At 46.0% G+C, this 18,520-nt stretch carries 15 protein-coding genes; 8 read left to right on the top strand and 7 right to left on the bottom strand.

Features of this window, described 5'->3' with window-relative positions:
- Positions 1 to 13: 13 nt before the first annotated feature.
- A complete protein-coding gene (locus tag ABMY42_RS18165; RefSeq protein ID WP_349266602.1) occupies positions 14 to 1,390 on the bottom strand; it encodes an MATE family efflux transporter in 1,377 nt (458 codons plus the stop codon).
- A 95-nt stretch (positions 1,391 to 1,485) separates the two neighbouring features.
- On the opposite strand from ABMY42_RS18165, the gene ABMY42_RS18160 reads away from it, so the two are divergent.
- Positions 1,486 to 2,946: a DUF2867 domain-containing protein gene (locus ABMY42_RS18160; protein ID WP_349266601.1), complete on the top strand. Its 1,461-nt coding sequence runs from the start codon at positions 1,486 to 1,488 to the stop codon at positions 2,944 to 2,946.
- Here the strand turns inward: ABMY42_RS18160 and ABMY42_RS18155 are convergent.
- Complete coding sequence (locus tag ABMY42_RS18155; RefSeq protein WP_349266600.1) at positions 2,943 to 4,004, bottom strand: LacI family DNA-binding transcriptional regulator; 1,062 nt, start codon at positions 4,002 to 4,004, stop codon at positions 2,943 to 2,945. The two genes, ABMY42_RS18160 and ABMY42_RS18155, sit on opposite strands and share 4 nt — an antisense overlap.
- 232 nt (positions 4,005 to 4,236) lie before the next feature.
- On the opposite strand from ABMY42_RS18155, the gene ABMY42_RS18150 reads away from it, so the two are divergent.
- Together ABMY42_RS18150 and ABMY42_RS18145 are read left to right on the top strand one after the other, a co-directional pair.
- Positions 4,237 to 6,339, top strand: coding sequence for an alpha-galactosidase (locus ABMY42_RS18150; protein ID WP_349266599.1), 2,103 nt, complete (start codon positions 4,237 to 4,239; stop codon positions 6,337 to 6,339).
- 133 nt (positions 6,340 to 6,472) lie between these two features.
- Entirely contained in the window at positions 6,473 to 8,194 is a 1,722-nt protein-coding gene (locus ABMY42_RS18145; RefSeq protein WP_029789440.1) for a solute:sodium symporter family transporter, read from the top strand.
- Positions 8,195 to 8,265: 71 nt separating this feature from the next.
- Here ABMY42_RS18145 and ABMY42_RS18140 read toward each other — a convergent pair whose 3' ends face one another.
- From ABMY42_RS18140 to rsuA, 3 genes are all read right to left on the bottom strand, one after another.
- Positions 8,266 to 8,928, bottom strand: coding sequence for a DUF2913 family protein (locus ABMY42_RS18140; RefSeq protein WP_009702485.1), 663 nt, complete (start codon positions 8,926 to 8,928; stop codon positions 8,266 to 8,268).
- Positions 8,928 to 10,130 carry a Bcr/CflA family multidrug efflux MFS transporter gene (locus ABMY42_RS18135; protein ID WP_005450614.1) on the bottom strand — a complete coding sequence of 401 codons (1,203 nt, stop codon included), beginning with the start codon at positions 10,128 to 10,130 and terminating at the stop codon, positions 8,928 to 8,930. Before ABMY42_RS18135 ends, ABMY42_RS18140 begins: the two co-directional genes overlap by 1 nt.
- Positions 10,131 to 10,597: 467 nt before the next feature.
- The gene (gene rsuA / locus ABMY42_RS18130; protein ID WP_009698137.1) at positions 10,598 to 11,299 is read right to left on the bottom strand and encodes a 16S rRNA pseudouridine(516) synthase RsuA; all 702 of its coding nucleotides are present in this window, start codon (positions 11,297 to 11,299) and stop codon (positions 10,598 to 10,600) included.
- A 74-nt stretch (positions 11,300 to 11,373) separates the two neighbouring features.
- Between rsuA and ABMY42_RS18125 the strand changes: the two genes are divergently transcribed.
- The 4 genes from ABMY42_RS18125 to ABMY42_RS18110 all read left to right on the top strand — a co-directional run bounded on the left by ABMY42_RS18125 (position 11,374) and on the right by ABMY42_RS18110 (position 15,652).
- On the top strand, positions 11,374 to 13,125 hold the full coding sequence (locus tag ABMY42_RS18125) for a DEAD/DEAH box helicase (RefSeq protein WP_009698138.1): 1,752 nt from the start codon (positions 11,374 to 11,376) through the stop codon (positions 13,123 to 13,125).
- Between the two features lie 77 nt (positions 13,126 to 13,202).
- A complete protein-coding gene (locus tag ABMY42_RS18120; protein WP_005450617.1) occupies positions 13,203 to 13,622 on the top strand; it encodes a hypothetical protein in 420 nt (139 codons plus the stop codon).
- A 31-nt stretch (positions 13,623 to 13,653) separates the two neighbouring features.
- Positions 13,654 to 14,313, top strand: coding sequence for a response regulator transcription factor (locus tag ABMY42_RS18115; RefSeq protein ID WP_005442273.1), 660 nt, complete (start codon positions 13,654 to 13,656; stop codon positions 14,311 to 14,313).
- Entirely contained in the window at positions 14,303 to 15,652 is a 1,350-nt protein-coding gene (locus tag ABMY42_RS18110) for an ATP-binding protein (RefSeq protein WP_045488294.1), read from the top strand. The genes ABMY42_RS18115 and ABMY42_RS18110 overlap by 11 nt, the downstream gene beginning before the upstream one ends.
- 109 nt (positions 15,653 to 15,761) lie before the next feature.
- Here the strand turns inward: ABMY42_RS18110 and ABMY42_RS18105 are convergent, their stop codons facing one another.
- Together ABMY42_RS18105 and ABMY42_RS18100 are read right to left on the bottom strand one after the other, a co-directional pair.
- Positions 15,762 to 17,057: an LssY C-terminal domain-containing protein gene (locus tag ABMY42_RS18105; RefSeq protein WP_349266598.1), complete on the bottom strand. Its 1,296-nt coding sequence runs from the start codon at positions 17,055 to 17,057 to the stop codon at positions 15,762 to 15,764.
- A gap of 14 nt (positions 17,058 to 17,071) precedes the next feature.
- A complete protein-coding gene (locus tag ABMY42_RS18100; protein ID WP_005450620.1) occupies positions 17,072 to 17,806 on the bottom strand; it encodes a glycosyltransferase in 735 nt (244 codons plus the stop codon).
- A 422-nt stretch (positions 17,807 to 18,228) separates the two neighbouring features.
- Here ABMY42_RS18100 and rplY point away from each other — a divergent pair, with 422 nt between their 5' ends.
- Positions 18,229 to 18,507 (top strand): 50S ribosomal protein L25, encoded by a 279-nt coding sequence (rplY, locus tag ABMY42_RS18095; RefSeq protein ID WP_005450622.1) that lies wholly within the window; start codon positions 18,229 to 18,231, stop codon positions 18,505 to 18,507.
- Positions 18,508 to 18,520: the final 13 nt, after the last annotated feature.

The following is an 18,520-nucleotide window of genomic DNA, read 5'->3' as shown; positions in this document are numbered from 1 at the left end:
CTCGCGACACCATTCAAGCTTCGATCAAATTTTTCATCCATTTCTTGCTCGTCATGCGGTGTAGACATGTTCCCCACTTCACCACTTCTTCGGTCAAAAACAGCAAATAAACCCACTGAGGCTCAAAACCAAGATAAATTGCACCAAAAGCAGCAAGAGGGATACTGATCACCCATTGCGCGATTAGATCTTGGTATAAACAGAACTTCACATCCCCACCCGCACGAAGTACACCAACAATAGCCATCATAGGTACAGAGCGAAGAACCACACCGATCGCAAGAATCACCATAAACTGTTCAGCTAGGTGGCGCGTTTCTGGCGTTAGAGCACTAAAGGCATCGAGAATAAGTTGGTTTGAGAGCAGAAGTAAAATCGCGACAACAACAGCTATCAACACATTGAGAATCACGGTTGCCCACGCTTGGTAGTAAACCGGACTAAAGTTCTTTGCGCCTAATTGATTACCCACCAATACCGCAGCAGCGTTAGACGAGCCAATCATCATAGCAAGAGCAATCGACTCTACGGGCGTCATTACTGACAATGCCGCTAAGCCTTGCACGCCTGCTTGTCCCATAATCGCGTGATAAGCAAACAAGCCGCCCGCCCATGCTAGGAAGTTAAATGTTGTCGGAAGGGAAAGTTTTAAGAAACGGGTGATTTTATCCAAAACTAAGCTGGCACGAATGTCATCCAAGCCAAAAGCAATGATGTGCTTTTTAAACCACAGATAACTGAATAAACAGGTTACTTCAATTGCGCCACTGATGACCGTCGCAATGGCAGCCCCTTTAATCCCCATCGCAGGAAAGCCAAATTGCCCAAAAATAAGCACCCAGTTAAGAAAGATATTAGACAGAATGCCGATGCCGCTAAAAAACGTACTTAACCCCGGTTGATGCATGGCGCGTAGACCCACCGCCATACTGGCAACACAAGCCACGGCAAACATGCTGACCGATGAGATCACCAGATAATCGGCACCAAGACGAATCACTTCTTCTGAATCTGTTGTCAGACGCATAATGGGCTCGGGGAACAACACAAATAACACGACAGTGAAAGCCGCGAATACCATGGAGATCATCCAAGTGAGTGAAGTACTCTGGCGCACCCCCACTTTATCGCCCGCCCCCCAATATTGCGCCGTTAACAAGGCACCACCAGTTGTTACGCCAAGCAACATAATTGTGGTAACAAAGGTCGCTCTAGCTGCAACACCCACAGCCGCAATTTCTGCCTCACCCAACTGACCAAGCATCAACACGTCTACTAAGCCACGGCTGGAGAACATCATACTCTGTAAAGTAATGGGTAATGCGATAGCAAATAGTCGACGTAAAAACGACTTATCAGCATGAGTAACCAATTGTGAGAAAAAAGTCATGCTCGCTCCGACGACAACTTATTGATAGAACGGGGAAAGTGTCTCATGATTATACCCAGTGGTGACTAATCCACCAGCAATAAAAAGGACTCAGAATGAAAAAGGTGTTGGTACTTGGGGCTTCAGGATACATTGGTTCACAGCTTCTTCCACAACTGCTTGATAAAGGTTACATTGTCACGGCAGCGGCGCGTCATATTGACTATTTAGAATCCCGAACTCAGCCACACCCTAATCTCACACTCACTTATTTAGACCTCGCCGATGCAGAAGCGACGCTCGAAATCGTGAATGATTTTGATTTGGTTTTCTTCCTTGTGCACGGTATGGCGCAAGGTCACGACTTTGTTGAATACGAATTAAACCTCGCAGAGAACTTCAAAAATGCCCTTGAGAAAAGTCGTGTAGAACACGTTATTTACTTAAGTGCAATTCAGCCTCAAACTGGCAACTCTCAACATTTGGCAGCACGCAAAGCGACGGGAAAGATCATTCGCCAAGCCGGTGTGCCTGTTACTGAACTTAGAGCTGGCGTAATTATCGGTCCCGGTTCTGCGGCATTCGAGATCATGCGCGACTTTGTCTATAACCTGCCGATTCTAATTGCACCTAAATGGGTAGACTCCAAAGCCAACCCAATCGCCCTACCCAACCTCAATCACTATTTGCTTGAATTGGCAGAAACCAAACCAACAGAAAGTGAAATTTATGAAGTTGGTGGTCCAGATACACTAAGTTATCGCGATCAATTTGAAGTAATCTGTAAGGTCACTAAGAAACCTTACCGACTTTGGTCAACACCCCTGCTGACACCTAAAATGGCATCGTATTGGTTAGCTATTGTGACATCTGTCCCCGCAAGTATTGGTAAAGCGCTACTTGCAGGTTTGGAACACGATTACATTGCTGATACCAAAGCCATTCATGAGCGATTCCCTCAAGAGCTGATCAGCTATGAGCAGTCCGTTACAGACACCATAGCAACTGAAGGGACTTTTGTGCGCAGTAATGTTTGGGGATTTGAGCCTGCAGCACTCAAACGTTGGCAACCAGGCTACGGGTACTATCCAAAACAAGCGGGAGCTAACATCAAGACAAAAGCCTCTGCGGAATCACTTTGGAAAGTCGCGCAAAAGATCGGAAGCCCGGAAAAAGGCTATTACTTTGCCAATCTCCTTTGGCGAACCCGCGAGTGGCTCGATATCTTCTTTGGTGGTGGGAAACCTATTCGAGTTTCACCACCAGGACCAGAGCTTAAGGTGGGTGACTTCATTGATTCATGGAAAGTCATTCGCTGTGAAGAGAACCAGTTCCTCTCACTGTTCTTTGGAATGAAAGGACCGGGACTTGGTCGTTTGGAAATCACGATTAAAGACGATGGCGAAGAGCGTGAGTTCGACATTACCGCATGGTGGCACCCACAAGGCTTTCCGGGCTTACTTTACTGGTTTGCGATGATGCCCGCGCACCTATTTATCTTTAAAGGAATGGTGAAAGCCATCGCCAAAGAAGCAGAAGTGCTAGAAAGCCAAAGCAAAGCCCAACCTGCCGGTTAAGGCAATAATCGGCGGATATTTTCTAGATGAGCAAGTATTTCTTGCTTGTCATAAAGTGTATCCGCCTTTGCTGATGTGCTTTGTCGTTCAACCAAGCTGACAGGCAATACTTCTGACATAACGCCTTGTCCTTTTTCCATCTGGCTCAGCACTAACTTGACCGCCCTTCGTCCAAGTTCGTTGAAATCTTGCTTAATCGTTGTCAGAGGGGGTGAGAAAAATTGGCTATCTTGAATGCCATCAAACCCAACCACAGATACGGTTTTAGGTACATTAATACCCGCCTCCAAAAGCGCACATAACACACCAAGCGCCATCTGATCATTTGCGACTAATACGGCATCAAAAGATACACCTTTTAACACGGCATCTTTAATGGCGTTGTATCCACTGGCTGCTTGCCAGTCCCCCTCATAGAATGCCGTTTGCATCAGTCCATGCTGCTGAATCTGTGACTGCCATTCTTGGTAACGAATCTGAGAAGCCGTAGATGCCTTTGGTCCAGAAATGCACACAAAAGATTCGCGTTTGTACTCAATCAAATGGGAGATCGCCAAATTTGCCCCAGATTTATGATCACAACTGAGAGAATTAACGGGCGTCCCCTCGGGTACATCGATAAAAACCAGCGTGAGCTGACTGAACTGCTCCACTAGGGTCTCTGCCATCTCTCTGGTTACCGGAGCGTTGATAATAATGGCATCAACTTGTTGGGCAATAAGCTCTCGGATTGCACTACGGAATTCCTCAATGGAGTTGTCACCTAACACTGCCAGCGCCGTCGCGTAATCCATCTCATGTGCTTGGTTGCGAACGCCATTAGCAATAAGAGCCACACCGTGCAGTGAGATATCCAAAGAGACAATACCGATGATCCGCGACTTCGCTCGGCTCAACATTTGTGCCCCTTTGTTCGGCACGTATCCAAGCTTTTTGATTGCGTCGTTAACTCGCTTTCGTGTTTCTTCTGCGACGTTATCCGCGCCGTTGGTTACGCGCGATACGGTTTGCGTCGAGACACCTGCTAACCGTGCAACATCTTTAAACGTAACTGCCACTGCGTTCTCCTATTCTGATTTGCTGTTCACTCTACCAAATTTATTCGAATGTTCTCGTGAACAATGTCGTAAAAAACATGAAAAAATGTTCCCGAAAACAGCAGATCTAGCACACAAAACTGCGTTCTAAAGCCTGTTCAAAGTCACATTTAAACGACTATTCAATCGAAATAAAACCAAACAAGCGCATGATTATTTGCAGACTAAATGTTTGCGAAAACAGAGAAACAACATGCAAAAAATTGTTCACTTAAAATCCAAGAATCACAGCATGATCATTAAAGTGGATCGTGTTCCTGAAATCCTTCATTGGGGCGCAAAAATCGCTCAGATCGATCCCGATTTAATGCTCTCAACCGAGCGCCCTATATCTCAGGCTCGCCTTGATGTCGACGTGCCGTTATCACTTTGTCCTGAGCTTGGTAGTGGTCACTTTAATGCGCCTGGGATTGAGGGACATCGCAATGGCGAAGACTGGGCTCCCGTGTTCACAACCACATCCATAGAGCACGATGACAACAGCGCGACATTTACCCTACAAGATGACATTGCCGGTCTTGAATTATTGATTGAGCTACAACTGGACTTTAACAGTGATGTGGTACAAAAACGCATCACCGTAAAAAACACGACTGCCGGTGAGTATTGCTTGGGTAAGCTCTCCTCTACCCTGCCACTTCCTAACCATGCAAACGAGCTGATGACGTTTCACGGACGCTGGTGCCATGAGTTTCAAACTCAGCGTTTGAGCTTTGAGCATGGTGGCTTTATGCAAGAAAACCGTCGCGGTCGCACCTCTCACGAAAACTTCCCAGGTTTGTTCGCAGGCACTAATGGCTTTAGTGAACAATTGGGACAAGTTTGGGGCTTCCATCTTGGTTGGAGTGGTAACCATCAACTGCGTGCCGATGTTCGTAGTGACGGTCGCCGTTTTGTTCAAGCAGGTGAACTGCTGTTGTCTGGTGAAAAGCGCCTACAAAGCGGTGAAACCTACCAATCACCATGGCTTTACGCGGCATACAGTAACTCAGGTTTGAATGGAATATCAGAGCGATTCCACGAGTTCGTTCGTGCCAATATTATTCAATTTCCAAACAACAAGCCTCGTCCTGTTCATTTAAACACGTGGGAAGGCATCTACTTCGATCATAAACCTGAATACATCATGCAGATGGCGACCGAAGCCGCCGAGATGGGTGTCGAGCGCTTCATCATTGATGATGGTTGGTTCATTGGTCGTGATGGCGAACGCGCAGCGCTTGGTGATTGGTACTTGGATGAAACAAAGTACCCAAATGGTCTTGAGCCTGTCATCGAGCACGTAAACAACAAAGGCATGGAGTTTGGTCTTTGGGTTGAGCCAGAGATGGTCAGCCAAGACTCAAATCTATATCGCCAACACCCAGATTGGGTATTAAGTCTGCAAGGCTACCACCAGCCCTCCGGTCGCTGGCAATACGTGTTGGATTTGCAAAACCAAGATTGCTTCAACTACCTGTTTGAACGTTTGAATGACTTACTGACTCGTTACAACATCGGTTACCTGAAATGGGACATGAACCGTGAATTGGTTCAACCAGGGCACCAAGGTAAACCTGCTGTGCATGGTCAAACTAAAGCGCTTTACCGCTTGCTGGACGAGCTTCAAGCTGCGCACCCTGCGGTTGAAATTGAGTCTTGCTCTTCGGGTGGTGGTCGTATTGATTTTGAAATCCTTAAACGCACTCACCGTTTCTGGGCTTCTGATTGTAACGATGCGCTGGAACGTCAAGCGATTCAACGTGGTATGAGCTACTTCTTCCCACCTGAAGTTATGGGCGCTCACATTGGTCCTGCAGAGTGTCACTCAACCAATCGTCGCCATGCGATCAACATGCGTGGCGTGACGGCGTTAAGTGGTCACATGGGTGTGGAGCTCGATCCAGTAAAAGAAAGCACGGAAGAAAAACAGGCTTTTGCTCATTACATTCAACTGCACAAACAGTATCGCGATTTGCTTCATTCGGGACGTACTTTCCGCATCGACCCTGCCGATCAAAACCAGAACATCTATGGCGTTGAGAACGGACAAGAGATGCTGATTACGGTGTGTCAGTTAGCAATGCCAAATCATGCGCTGCCATCTCCACTCCGCGTCAGTTGTGCGGATGAAAATGCCCGTTACGAAGTCAAGATTGTTGAAATGCCAAAGACCAGCTTCCAGTTGATGAAGCAACGTCCGCAATGGTTAGACAAAACCCTGGCACTAAGTGGCGATAACTTAAAGGAAATTGGGGTGACGCTTCCGATTCTCGACCCAGAATCGGCACTGATTGTACACCTTAAGAAAATGTAAACCTCTATCTGTGCCCTCTAGCGACCGGGTTTCAACTTCGCGTTGTTCCTGATAAAACACTCCTATACGCGCTAGAGGGACACCCTACAACTAACAAGCAAAACTTAATTGCTTAACTTGTTAAGGAAACAAAATGTCTATTACAGTATTACTTTCGTTCTTGCTGTTTACAGGCTTTGTTGTGGTGTTCACTTACAGCAAAGTTAAAAACGATAAAAACACCTCTCAAGACGGTTTCTTCCTTGGTGGACGAAGCTTAACAGGTGGGCTGATTGCCAGCTCCTTGATTCTTACCAACCTGAGTGCTACCAGCTTTGTTGGCATGAGTGCACAATCCTACACCCACAACATGAGTGTGATGGGCTGGGAAGTGGCCTCTGGCGTTACACTGGTTATCATTGCGCTGCTGCTTGTTCCTCGCTACCTCAAGCAAGGCATCACCACCATTCCTGACTTCTTAGAAAGCCGTTACGACATGTCGGTGAAGAAGTTCGTTACCCTGTTGTTCTTGTGCCAATACGTCATCAACATTCTACCTACCACTCTTTACGCTGGCGCAGTGGTACTGGGCGAAATCTTTGATGTGCAAGGTTTACTGGGCATTTCTGAGTTCAGCTCTATCGCCCTTATTTCTGCCACTATTGGTTTGCTGGGTTTCTTTTACGCGATTTACGGCGGTCTAAAAGCCGTGGTAATTGCAGACACGATCAATGGCGTAGGCTTGATCACCGGCGGTTTGATGATCCCTGTATTTGGTCTGATGGCATTAGGCGGCGGTAACTTTATGGAAGGTTTAGACGTATTGCTGACTGCCGCCCCAGAAAAGCTGCAATCCGTAGGTAAAGAAACCGATCCACTGCCGTTCTCTACCCTGTTCACAGGTCTATTGTTGGTGAACTTGTACTACTGGGGTACTGACCAATCTATTATCCAACGTGCACTTGGCGCGAAGAACCTGAAAGAAGGTCAGAAAGGTGTGATTCTCGCGGGTGCGATTAAAGTTATCTCTCCACTTTTCCTAATCATTCCGGGCATCATTGCTTTCCATATGTTTGGCGCAGATGCAGGCAACCCAGACACGATGTACACACGCTTGGTGAACGAGGTATTGCCTAAGCCGCTTGTTGGTTTCTTTGTTGCGGTCATGTTCGGCGCAATCCTAAGTACCTTTAACGGTGTATTGAACAGCTCAACAACCTTGTTTGCTTTGAACGTTTACAAGCCACTATTTGGCAAAGGCAAATCGGATGAAGAGTTAGTCGGGAAAGGTCGTATCTTCGGCGTTATCATTGCGATCATTTCGGTCTGTATTGCCCCTTTCATCATGTACGCACCAGAAGGCTTGTTCCAATACCTACAAATGGTTGCGGGCTTCTTTAGTGTGCCTATCTTCACCATCGTATTTGTAGGCTACATTTCCAAACGTGTACCGGCTATTGCCGCTAAAGTTGCTTTGGTCGTATTTGTTAGCTCTTACGCTGCGATGCAATTGGTCTTTGGTACACCAATCCACTTCCTACACCAATTGGCGATTCTATTCGTCGTGTGTACTGCTCTGATGTTTGCGATTGGTCACTTCATGCCACGTGAAACAGACTACGTAATGCCTGTAAATGAGAATATCGATGTGACGCCGTGGTCATTCCGCTTTGAAGCATCAGCGGTCATCATCTACATGGTATTGGGCGCTTACGTAATGTTCTCAGACTTCGGTTTTGTCTCAAGCGATCCGACTATCATGCAAGTGTACGGGTTCTGTGGTCTGGTCTTGATGTTCGGTGTGGTTTCTAACTACTTCATCAAGCGTAGAAAGCATAAGCAAGTGACTAAACTGAATGACATGTACATGCCATAAATAAGATCGATAAGTCACGGATATAAAAAATCGGAGCACAGGCTCCGATTTTTTATGATGCGATAGATGAATTAGTCTGCTTTAAATGACAGTGGAATCTCTGCCAATTGATTGCCTTCGTTCGCAGGGAAGATAAGGTACTCACCGTGGTATTTCACCATCGATTTGTAATCAGTGACCTTGTGTACCATGTAACCTGCTTGCGATGCTTTTTCAACGAACTCTGCGTGGTTACCGCGAACAAACCAACTCATCGGTTTTACCAACAGCTCACCATCAAAACAGCTTTCACACTGGTCAGCACATAAGGCTAGTGAGTTTTGACCTTCTGTGTAGATTTGTACTTTACCGCAGCCAACTAACTGCTCAGAAGTTGACACTTCCCAGCCCGCTTGCTCCATCGCATCAAGAAACGCTTCAATGTCAGAATCTTTGATCACTTTAGACTCTTCACCTTCAGGGAAAAACTGCGCGTAAAAGCCTGAGATACGTTTAAAGATAAATAGCAAACCAGCATCGTTTCCTTTTGAGCGACCTGCTTTTTGCCAACGCGTTAGATCATCACCCACAGTGCGACCAAAACGCTGTGACTTCAGCGCCTTGGTTACCCAACGAACCAAGTAATGATTGTTCGCTACTGGTGCATTTGCCAATTTACCAGAGCGATGCTCTTGGTCTAAATCTGCCAAAGCAGCGTTAACTAAATTTTGAATTTCTTTGGTGTAATTAGACATTACGCCTTTCTTCCTAAAGTCCAATAAAACAGTGCAGACAGCACTGAACAAGCAAACATAACAACGATCATCGGCCACGCAACGCCACCGGGCATTGCTGCAACAAGCGCACCAATCAATGAACCTGTGCCAAAGCGCAGAGTACCAGCAAGTGAAGATGCAGTGCCTGCCATTGTTGGGTAGCCACTTAACAGCAGCGCCATCGAGTTACTACCAATCGTAGACAAGGTTCCGATAAACAGCACTACAAATGGCACGATGCCCCACAAACCAAGATCAAGCATCCAACCAGCAAACAGTCCAATACCAGCAATCAACTGGATGGTTAGACCGAAGCGCAGCATAAAATGGGAACCGACCTTTTTCACCATGCGACCATTGAGACTGGTCATGATGATCATTGCCACAATGTTCAAGCCAAATAGGTAACCAAATTGGTCTGGCCGAACACCGTATAAATCGATATATATAAATGAACCCGCAGTCAGGAATGCAAACATGCCTGAGAACGAGAACGCACCTGAGAGCATTAACCCTAACGCTTCAGGGTTAGAACACAGACGTGCATAGTTACGAATCGTGGTTCTGAATCTTAATGGCTGACGGTTTTCTGGTTTCAATGTCTCTGGAATCATCCATAGAACAAGCAAGATCACCACAACCGCGAAGATAGCGAGCACCCAAAAGATTGAACGCCAACCGAACCAGATCGCGAGGTGACCACCAATCATCGGTGCAACCAAAGGTGCAATCGTGATCACCAACGTCACGAATGACATTGCACGCGCAAAATCTTCACGGTCAAACATGTCTCGTACAACCGCTTGGATAATCACAGCCGCTGCCGCACCAGCAAAACCTTGTGCCGTACGCACATAAGTAAGCGCATCAATACCGTTAGTCGTTGCACTGACTACCGCTGCCAAACCAAAAAAGAGCACACCTAAAATGAGTACAGGTCGGCGACCATAGCTGTCGGCTAACGGACCATGAATCAGCTGACCTATTGCGAAGCCTGCTGTATAAGCCGTTAACGTAATCTGTACAGCACCTGCGGTTACACCAAGATCTTTAGCGATGGTTGGCATAGCCGGCAAATACATATCGATAGCAAGTGGCGTCAACGCACCAATTGCACCGAGTACAAGGAACAATAAAAAACTGATTTGTGACTGGGGAGCACTTTGGGCTTTTTCTGTCATTGCCTTACCTCTTGTTGTGTCCTCCCATCAACATTCCACATTGATTGAGATAGATGATTGACGCTTCCCTTACCCCGAATCCGTAACAATCACGGAGACAGTGCATAGTATCCTTACTATTGAGAAGATCATAAAAGACGAAAGTATACCAAGGCGGTCTTGCCTAACCCGACGCTAAAACCTGCATGATGAGTATGCAGAACGAAAAAGTAACCGAGCTAAAACGAAGAGGCGACGACGTTAACACCGTCTGTACTTATCGTCAGTAAGGACCAACAAGAGAAAAGACTTTTCTCAGATTAAATACAGTTCTGCCTGCGTTTATGAGCGGCGAATGCGCGTCTTGTTCAGACACTAAGACTTATTTGGTAGGAATCCCCATTCTGAGCGATTTCCTACCAAAACACTAGTTCCTATCAGGAATTAAACAATTTCCCAGAACAGCAATTACTTCCAACCAGAGTGAATCATTTCACTACTGATTCGACTTCTTCTTCTGTTAAGAATCGGTAATCACCCGGCTCAAGCGATTCATCAAGCACAATTGAACCAATACGCTCACGGTGAAGGTGTTCAACCTTGTTGCCGAGCGCAGCAAACATACGCTTCACTTGGTGGTATTTACCTTCCACAATCGTTAACAGCACTTCGTTTTCAGCTTCGTTTACAATTTCAAGGTGGGCAGGCAATGTTGGCTCGCGTTCATTACGTAACTCAATACCTTCGGCAAACTTTTCAACGTAATCAGGTTGAATCGCATCCACAAGCCATACGCGGTACGTCTTTTCACATTTGTGTTTTGGCGACGTAATACGGTGGGACCATTGACCATCGTCAGTGATCAACACAAGACCAGTAGTGTCCACATCCAAGCGACCAGCAAAGTGTAGGTTTTCTACCTTTGGCTCATCAAGCAACACGAATGCGGTTGGGTTATGCCCATCTTCATGTGAACACACAAAGTCCGCAGGCTTGTACAACATAATGTAACGAGGACCAGGAGCACCAACTTCGCGCCCTTCCCACTCAACCACACCACCTTCTGGCACTTTGAAAGCACCACTCTTTTGTACTTCGCCATCAACGGTCACTTCGCCACTTTTGATGATCTTCGTTGCCTGCTTGCGAGTCGCACCCAGCCCATCACACAAATATTTATCTAAACGCATGAATACCTCTAATGTTTAAGGTCGGGTATTATAGCGATCCTAATTCGAATAGTTGAGCAATTTCACAGATTTTCATGTACACCCTTCGACCATACCAAGCCGACTCTGTTAAAGCGGTGATTCACTATTTTCGTAAACACACCACACCAGCAGTCATTGTGCTGCCTACAGGAGCAGGTAAAAGCTTGGTCATTGCAGAGCTAGCAAGACTTGCCAAAGGGCGCGTCCTAGTACTTGCTCATGTAAAAGAGCTGGTGGAACAGAACCACGCCAAGTACGAAGGCTATGGACTGAAAGGCTCAATATTCTCAGCGGGTCTTGGACGTAAAGAAACCGATCAGCAAGTGGTGTTTGCTTCTGTACAATCAGTAGTGCGCAATCTGGACTCTTTCAAGAATCAATTTTCCTTGTTAGTGATTGATGAATGCCATCGCGTGCCAGACGAAAAAACCAGTAGCTACCAAAAAGTAATTACGCACCTAAGAGAACTCAACCCAGGCATTAAAGTTTTGGGGTTAACCGCAACCCCATACCGCTTAGGCATGGGCTGGATCTATCAGTATCACACCCGTGGACAAGTTCGCACGGAAGAGTCACGCTTTTTCCGTGACTGTATCTTCGAACTCCCTATCCGTTACTTACTGGATGAAAACTTCTTAACACCAGCTCGCATGATGGACGCGCCAGTCCTATCTTATGACTTCTCACAACTCAAACCAGCAAACACAGGTCGATACAAAGAAGCTGAGATGGACATGGTGATCGACAAAGCTAAGCGAGCGACACCACAGATCGTTGAACAAATCATTCAATACGCCAAAGAACGCAAAGGCGTAATGGTATTTGCAGCTACAGTTCGCCATGCACAAGAAATCCATGGTTTATTGCCTGAAGGCGAAACCGCGATTGTGATTGGTGACACGCCAACACCAGAGCGCGATGCCATTATTCAGTCGTTCAAGAATCGTGAGATAAAGTACTTGGTTAACGTGTCCGTTTTAACCACGGGCTTCGATGCACCACATGTGGATTTAATCGCGATTCTGCGCCCAACCGAGTCGGTCAGCTTGTATCAACAAATTGTTGGTCGTGGTTTGCGTCTGTCGGAAGGCAAATCAGAATGTCTCGTACTGGATTACGCTGGCAACAGCTATGATTTATATCAGCCTGAAGTGGGCGATCCGAAGCCAGATTCCACTAGCGAAATCATCACCATCCCTTGCCCCGCTTGCGGCTTTAATAACAACTTCTGGGGAAAACTGGATAGCAATGGCTTTTTGCTGGAGCACTTTGGTCGTCGTTGCCAAGGATATTTTGAGGACGATGAGACCGGAGAACGTGAGCATTGCGGTTATCGATTTAGAGCTAAATATTGCGGCGAGTGTGGCGCTGATAACGACATTGCAGCGCGTATTTGTCATGAGTGTGATGCCACGCTGGTTGATCCAGACAAAAAGCTCAAGGAAGCATTGAACCTAAAAGATGCGCTGATCTTTGAATGTACCGAAATGGACTTGTCAGTATTTAAGTCCAGTGATGGCAAATCACAGTTGAAAGTGACGTATTCCGGTGAAACCTATCAAGGAGAAGGAAATGCACTGGTTCACGAGTTCTGGTCACTGAATACCAAAAAACAGAAGCAAATCTTCAAAGACCAGTTTGTACGCCCTCACCTTGCTGACAAACATCGTCCATTTGAAGAGGCGTCGCCAACCAGAGTCGTGGCAAACCAGCATCGTTTCCGTCTGCCACAATTCGTGATTGCTAGAAAGTCAGGGCGTTTTTGGAAACTGCGCGATAAGATCTTTGACGACGAACTAAGATAAGCGAATGCTCACGAATTCACTTTCTGTTCATGTACAGCACGATATAATCGTCGTAACTCATTGAAAAAGGCTTTGCTATGTCTACCTCCTTCACTCCGCGCAAACTTCCCGTGCTGCTAGGCTTAGTGCCACTTTTATTGTCAGCACCAAGTTTTGCATCTCACCATGATCATCATGATGAAAAAGACGGTCATGCCATCGTTCGTGACGTTGAGAAACCGGGAACTCGAATTGAATTCGATGAAGATCAAGATGAAGTCTATCGTGCCGTTCAAAAAGGTTACATTCGCCCATTCTCCGATATGTACGCAGCAGTGGAGAATGATTTGTATGGGCGTATTATTAAAGTAGAACTCGAAGAAGACGATGACGAATGGGTTTACGAGCTGAAAATCTTGTTCAATGACAGTGTGATAAAAGTGGAATACGACGCTGCCACACTAGAGATGCTCGAGATCAAAGGGCGTAACTTCAATAAAGCTCTTAAGCCGCAGTAACCGATATCCAAACATAATTAGAAGAAAGAATATGAAAATACTTGTTGTCGAAGATGAACCTCGCCTAGGCGAACAGATTTTAGAAACGTTGGAAAACAATGGCTGGGTACCAGAACTTTCCCAAGATGGTATCGACGCGCTTTACCGTGCGACCTCTGAAGAATGGGATGCGATTGTGCTCGACTTGGGTTTGCCAAAGCTCGATGGTCTGACGGTCTTGAAAGGCATTCGAGACGAGAACATTAATACACCTGTGGTAATTCTGAGTGCCCGTGACACATTATCTCAACGTGTTGAGGGTTTGAATGCCGGAGCCGACGATTATCTAACCAAGCCATTTGAAATGGTTGAGCTAACGGCTCGCCTTCGCGCTCAATTACGCCGTGCTTCAGGTAACGCCTCACCTGTCATGCAGATTGGTGATTTAAGTTTAGATACGCGCTCATCAAAAGTGCTGTGGCAAGGGCAAGCAGTAAGCTTAACCGCGTTAGAATATAAAGTGGTCGCGTACTTCATGCACAACCCAGAAAAAGTCATTTCTCGTACCGAGTTGGTAGAACACATCTACAAGCAAGACTTCGACCGTGACTCAAACACCATCGAAGTGTTTATCGGTCGTATTCGCAAGAAGATCGCCCCAAAAATCATCAAAACCGTCCGCGGTTTAGGGTATCAATTGAATGCGGAATAGAAGCAAACTTCCCATGCACATTCTTAAGCGGCTGAGCATCAAAAGCCGCTTAGTGCTAGCGGCGGTCGTTTGGCTCACAGCGATGATCCTCGCGGCGGGCGTCACGATCCCAACCCAAGTTTACAGCTATATGGTGGACGACACTCGCTCCCAATTGAATGTCTACATGGACGAGATTGCCGCCCAGCTCGAAGTCGACAGTAAAGGTCAACTCACCCTTCCTACTCAACTTTCCGACCCAAGATTTAATCGTCCATACAGTGGTCTTTACTGGAGCGCATCAACGGACACGAGTCTAGAACGTTCGCGTTCACTATGGGATAAGAAAATTGAGTACAAAGGATTGGATAAAGACGCCTTTGGCGCACGTGATGAAAAACTTATCACGTTGAAAAAGACCCTTTATCTACCGGACTACGATGGTCCTATTGATGTCATCATTGGCATTGACGAAGATCCAATTGAAGGCACGATTCAGTCTTTAACTGGGCAGCTTTGGATCATTTTAGGATTGCTCTTTGCTGGTGTTCTTGCGGTTATCTTGCTGCAAATCGCCTGGTCATTGAGTCCGCTAACCAAGCTGCAAAGAGAGTTAGCCGAACTGAAATCAGGCAACAAGAAAGGCTTGGAAGAAGAGTACCCGAAAGAAATCTCACCTTTGATTTCTGACCTTAATGCCCTGCTCTTTCACTATCAAGAGCTACTTGAACGTGCACGCAATCATGCAGGAAACTTATCTCACGCGCTGAAAACACCACTTTCTGTTTTAAAAAACGAAGTACAAAACTTCACGCCTGAAGAACAAGAACGCTTGAACGCGCCAATCACACAGATCCAACAACACATCGATTACCACTTAGGTCGCGCTCGTATGGCTGGTTCAATGAACATTCTTTCGGTGAAATCGAACCCTTCAGAGCGCGTTGATGCCATATCCATGGCGTTTGACAAGGTCTACGCACATCGTGACGTCACACTGATTAACGAGCTTGATTCTGAATTGAACGTCGCCGTAGAGAAAACCGATCTGGATGAAATGGTGGGAAACTTACTGGAAAATGGCTACAAATGGGCGAACAGCATCATTCGTGTGCATTCAACGTTAGATAAAGACAACATTCATATCATTGTTGAAGACGATGGTCCGGGTATTCCTCCTGAGCAATTATGCCAAGTAATAAAGCGTGGCTACCGTCTGGATGAAACAACGCCAGGATCCGGTTTAGGTTTAAACATTGTCAGTGAAATGGCGCACAGTTACCGCGGTCAACTTGAATTATCAGAGAGTAAAATGGGAGGGTTAAAAGCCACCTTGATTCTGCAAAAGAGCCGCGCTTAAGTCAGCTTACATCAGTCACTCACAGTATTACTTTAAAATGGCACTTATCGATTTATTCGCTAGGTGCCATTTTTATATACCCAAGTAACCTCAAGATGCTTGGGTATATCTAAATAGCGCTTTGATTGGGTAAGTTTAATGCTAGCGATGGTTCACTAATCAACAGCACATTCCCATCCGAATAATAGTCGTGCTTACTATCCATTGCGACAGGTTGCGCTAACGAATGTAACTCTCCGACTAGCGCTAAATGACTGACTTCAATTTGATTCGCTAGACGGTCTCTTTCGCTGTCCACATTAGGATCTATTCGATGCAACACCGTCACAATACCCGAGTAATGCGCCAACTTGAGACCGTCATCGTAACTAATCGCTCCGACCCAAATCGGTTGACCAGACTTTGATTCTAACCCTGCTTGCCACCAGCGAACATGAGAGCGTTTTAACAAACTTCCGGGCTCTTGGAATGCCATCGACTGTGGCTTGCCATTCCAAAACAAATCAGAAACGGGCGGCAGCTTCTGCTTCAATAAGCTCACATAGTCTGCCAATTCAATGTCGTTTCTTGAAAAGGTTTGATTCTCTAGCCAGCCGAGCTCTTGCATTAGGCTTCGCGGGGATTCTCCGACGTACACCAAGTTGACTGCCTGAGCGTCAAACACATTCGAGCGCCCCGGATAAACCTTAAAGCAGATATCATTAAGGACTATCGATTGATTTTCAGTAACGCCGGGTTGTTCAATATTGTCATCTGCTAGATAGAAAAAGTGTCCATAATTCGCAGCAACTAAACATAACACTAAAGCCGTTAGGGATTTTGTCCATTTACGTGACCAGTTTTTCTTCCAAGCCACAAGAGCGAATACAGAAGCGATGAGTACTGAGGCAATAAGAAGCTTATGCTCAACAAGGATGAACTTTATGGAATCAAGTGGAATCCATGTGTTAAGACCCGCAGCAAGCAAATACCCAGCAACGACAAATTGCCCAACACCAAGTATCAATCCAATTGATGAACAGACAGTAAAACGCTTCCAACTAACATTCGCAGTACCTGCCATAAATGGCACGACCCAAGCAACAGGTCCGAGTAAGCGTGCAAAGATCAAAATGGCATTGCCGCGTTTTTTCATCAACAAACGACAACGAGCGATTGGACGCCTTGTCTTGGCTTGCCAACGAATCAGCTTCTTCTGTGCTTTAGAGCCAGAACGCTTACCAATAAAGTAACTGAGTTGATCGCCAATCCAACCGCCCAACAAAACGGCGACAACGCCCCAAATCACACCTTGGTGCAATTGATAGCCCGCAGCGAGCAAAAACGGCTCGCCCGGGACAAAGAGGTTAGGTCCAATCGTTGCATCCAGAAATGCTCCGAAAAACAGACTGATTGCTTCCAGCATGCAGCCTCCGACGATTACGAATGTTGATCTTTGTAGTGACCGAATTTGTATTCCATTTCGTTGTTACGCATCTCGCCAAAGAAGAATCGACGTACATTGGCTTTGAAATAGGTCATGCCCATCTTAAAGAAACCGTCTTGTTCAAGGCGGCGCGGATCGAATTCAAACGTCATCGGTAAGAAGCGGAAACGCCATGTTTTAGAAGCGCGCTTTACGTAATCACAATCTTCGCAAAGTGTAATAGACTCATCAAAGCCGTTGATCTCTTTGTGTGCGCGTTTGGTAGAGAAAATACAAGCACCTACCGCCGTTGGGAATGTGTACTGAGTAATAAACAATCCCGCGTTAAACATGCCATAACCCAACTTATGTGCCATTGGCAGATTTTTTGAGCCCATGTAAACACCAGCAACTTCCAACTTCGCATCCTCAAGCTTACTCATTGCACGGCTCAGAAAATCACTTGGTAAGCGCACGTCGGCATCTAAGAAAAGAATACGTTCATACTTCGCCAGTTCTGCACCTGTATTACGACCTAAGCTGACACCACGCGTATCCATGCGGTGCACTGTCAGTTCTGGCAATGAGCTTTCGTAAGCTTGTGCAACTTCACGTGTCGAATCTTCGCTGTTCGAATCCACCACGATCACTTCAAAGTTCTGGTGAGTTTGTTTGGTTAAGTCTTCAAGTAGTCGACCAATACGTTTTTCTTCATTGAGGGTAATAATCACGATACTGATAGGATTCATAATGTGCTCCATTGAGGTTGTCCGTTTATGTACGATGGAGAATAGAACCGACTGACTTAACGGTTACTGAGGTCAACATTCATTTTGCGTTCATTTTGTGAATAACAGATGTCGTTAATGAATGAATTAACTTGGAAAGAGAATTGAGTCCTAGGCAAATAAAAACGTACTGACAAAAAGCCAAATAGGTTAAAATCAGCGCAATGCGGACAAAGTTTTGCCGACACCACAAAACAGACACTCTTCTTGACGAAGAATTACTGGCTTTTTGGTGATTTAGGTACAATTTTGGTTGCTGAATGTAGAGCAGGATGATAGTATCCGCGCTCGCTTGAACAGTTCCTGTTTCAAGCTTTACTACGAACACAAGGTCGCATTGTGTTTGTAAAGTTTTATTTTTTACTAATTTGAGAGTAAATACTATGAAATTCGAAGCAGTAGTACGTACTGAACTAGGTAAAGGTGCGAGCCGCCGCCTACGTCACGCTGGCAAATTCCCTGCAGTTGTATACGGCGGTGAAGAAGCAGCAGTTGCTATCGTTCTTAACCACGACGACATCGTTAACCAAATGGACAAGCCTGAGTTCTACGAAGGTATCGTTCTAGTGATCGACGGCGCTGAAGTTAAAGTTAAGCCACAAGACGTTCAACGTCACGCTTACAAGCCAAAAGTTGAGCACATGGACTTCATCCGTATCTAATTCCCTACCAAGG

The organism is Vibrio sp. SSH13-20, from assembly GCF_040104475.1.
GTDB classification, from domain to species: Bacteria; Pseudomonadota; Gammaproteobacteria; order Enterobacterales; family Vibrionaceae; genus Vibrio; species Vibrio harveyi.
This window is presented reverse-complemented; position numbering and strand designations above follow the sequence as displayed.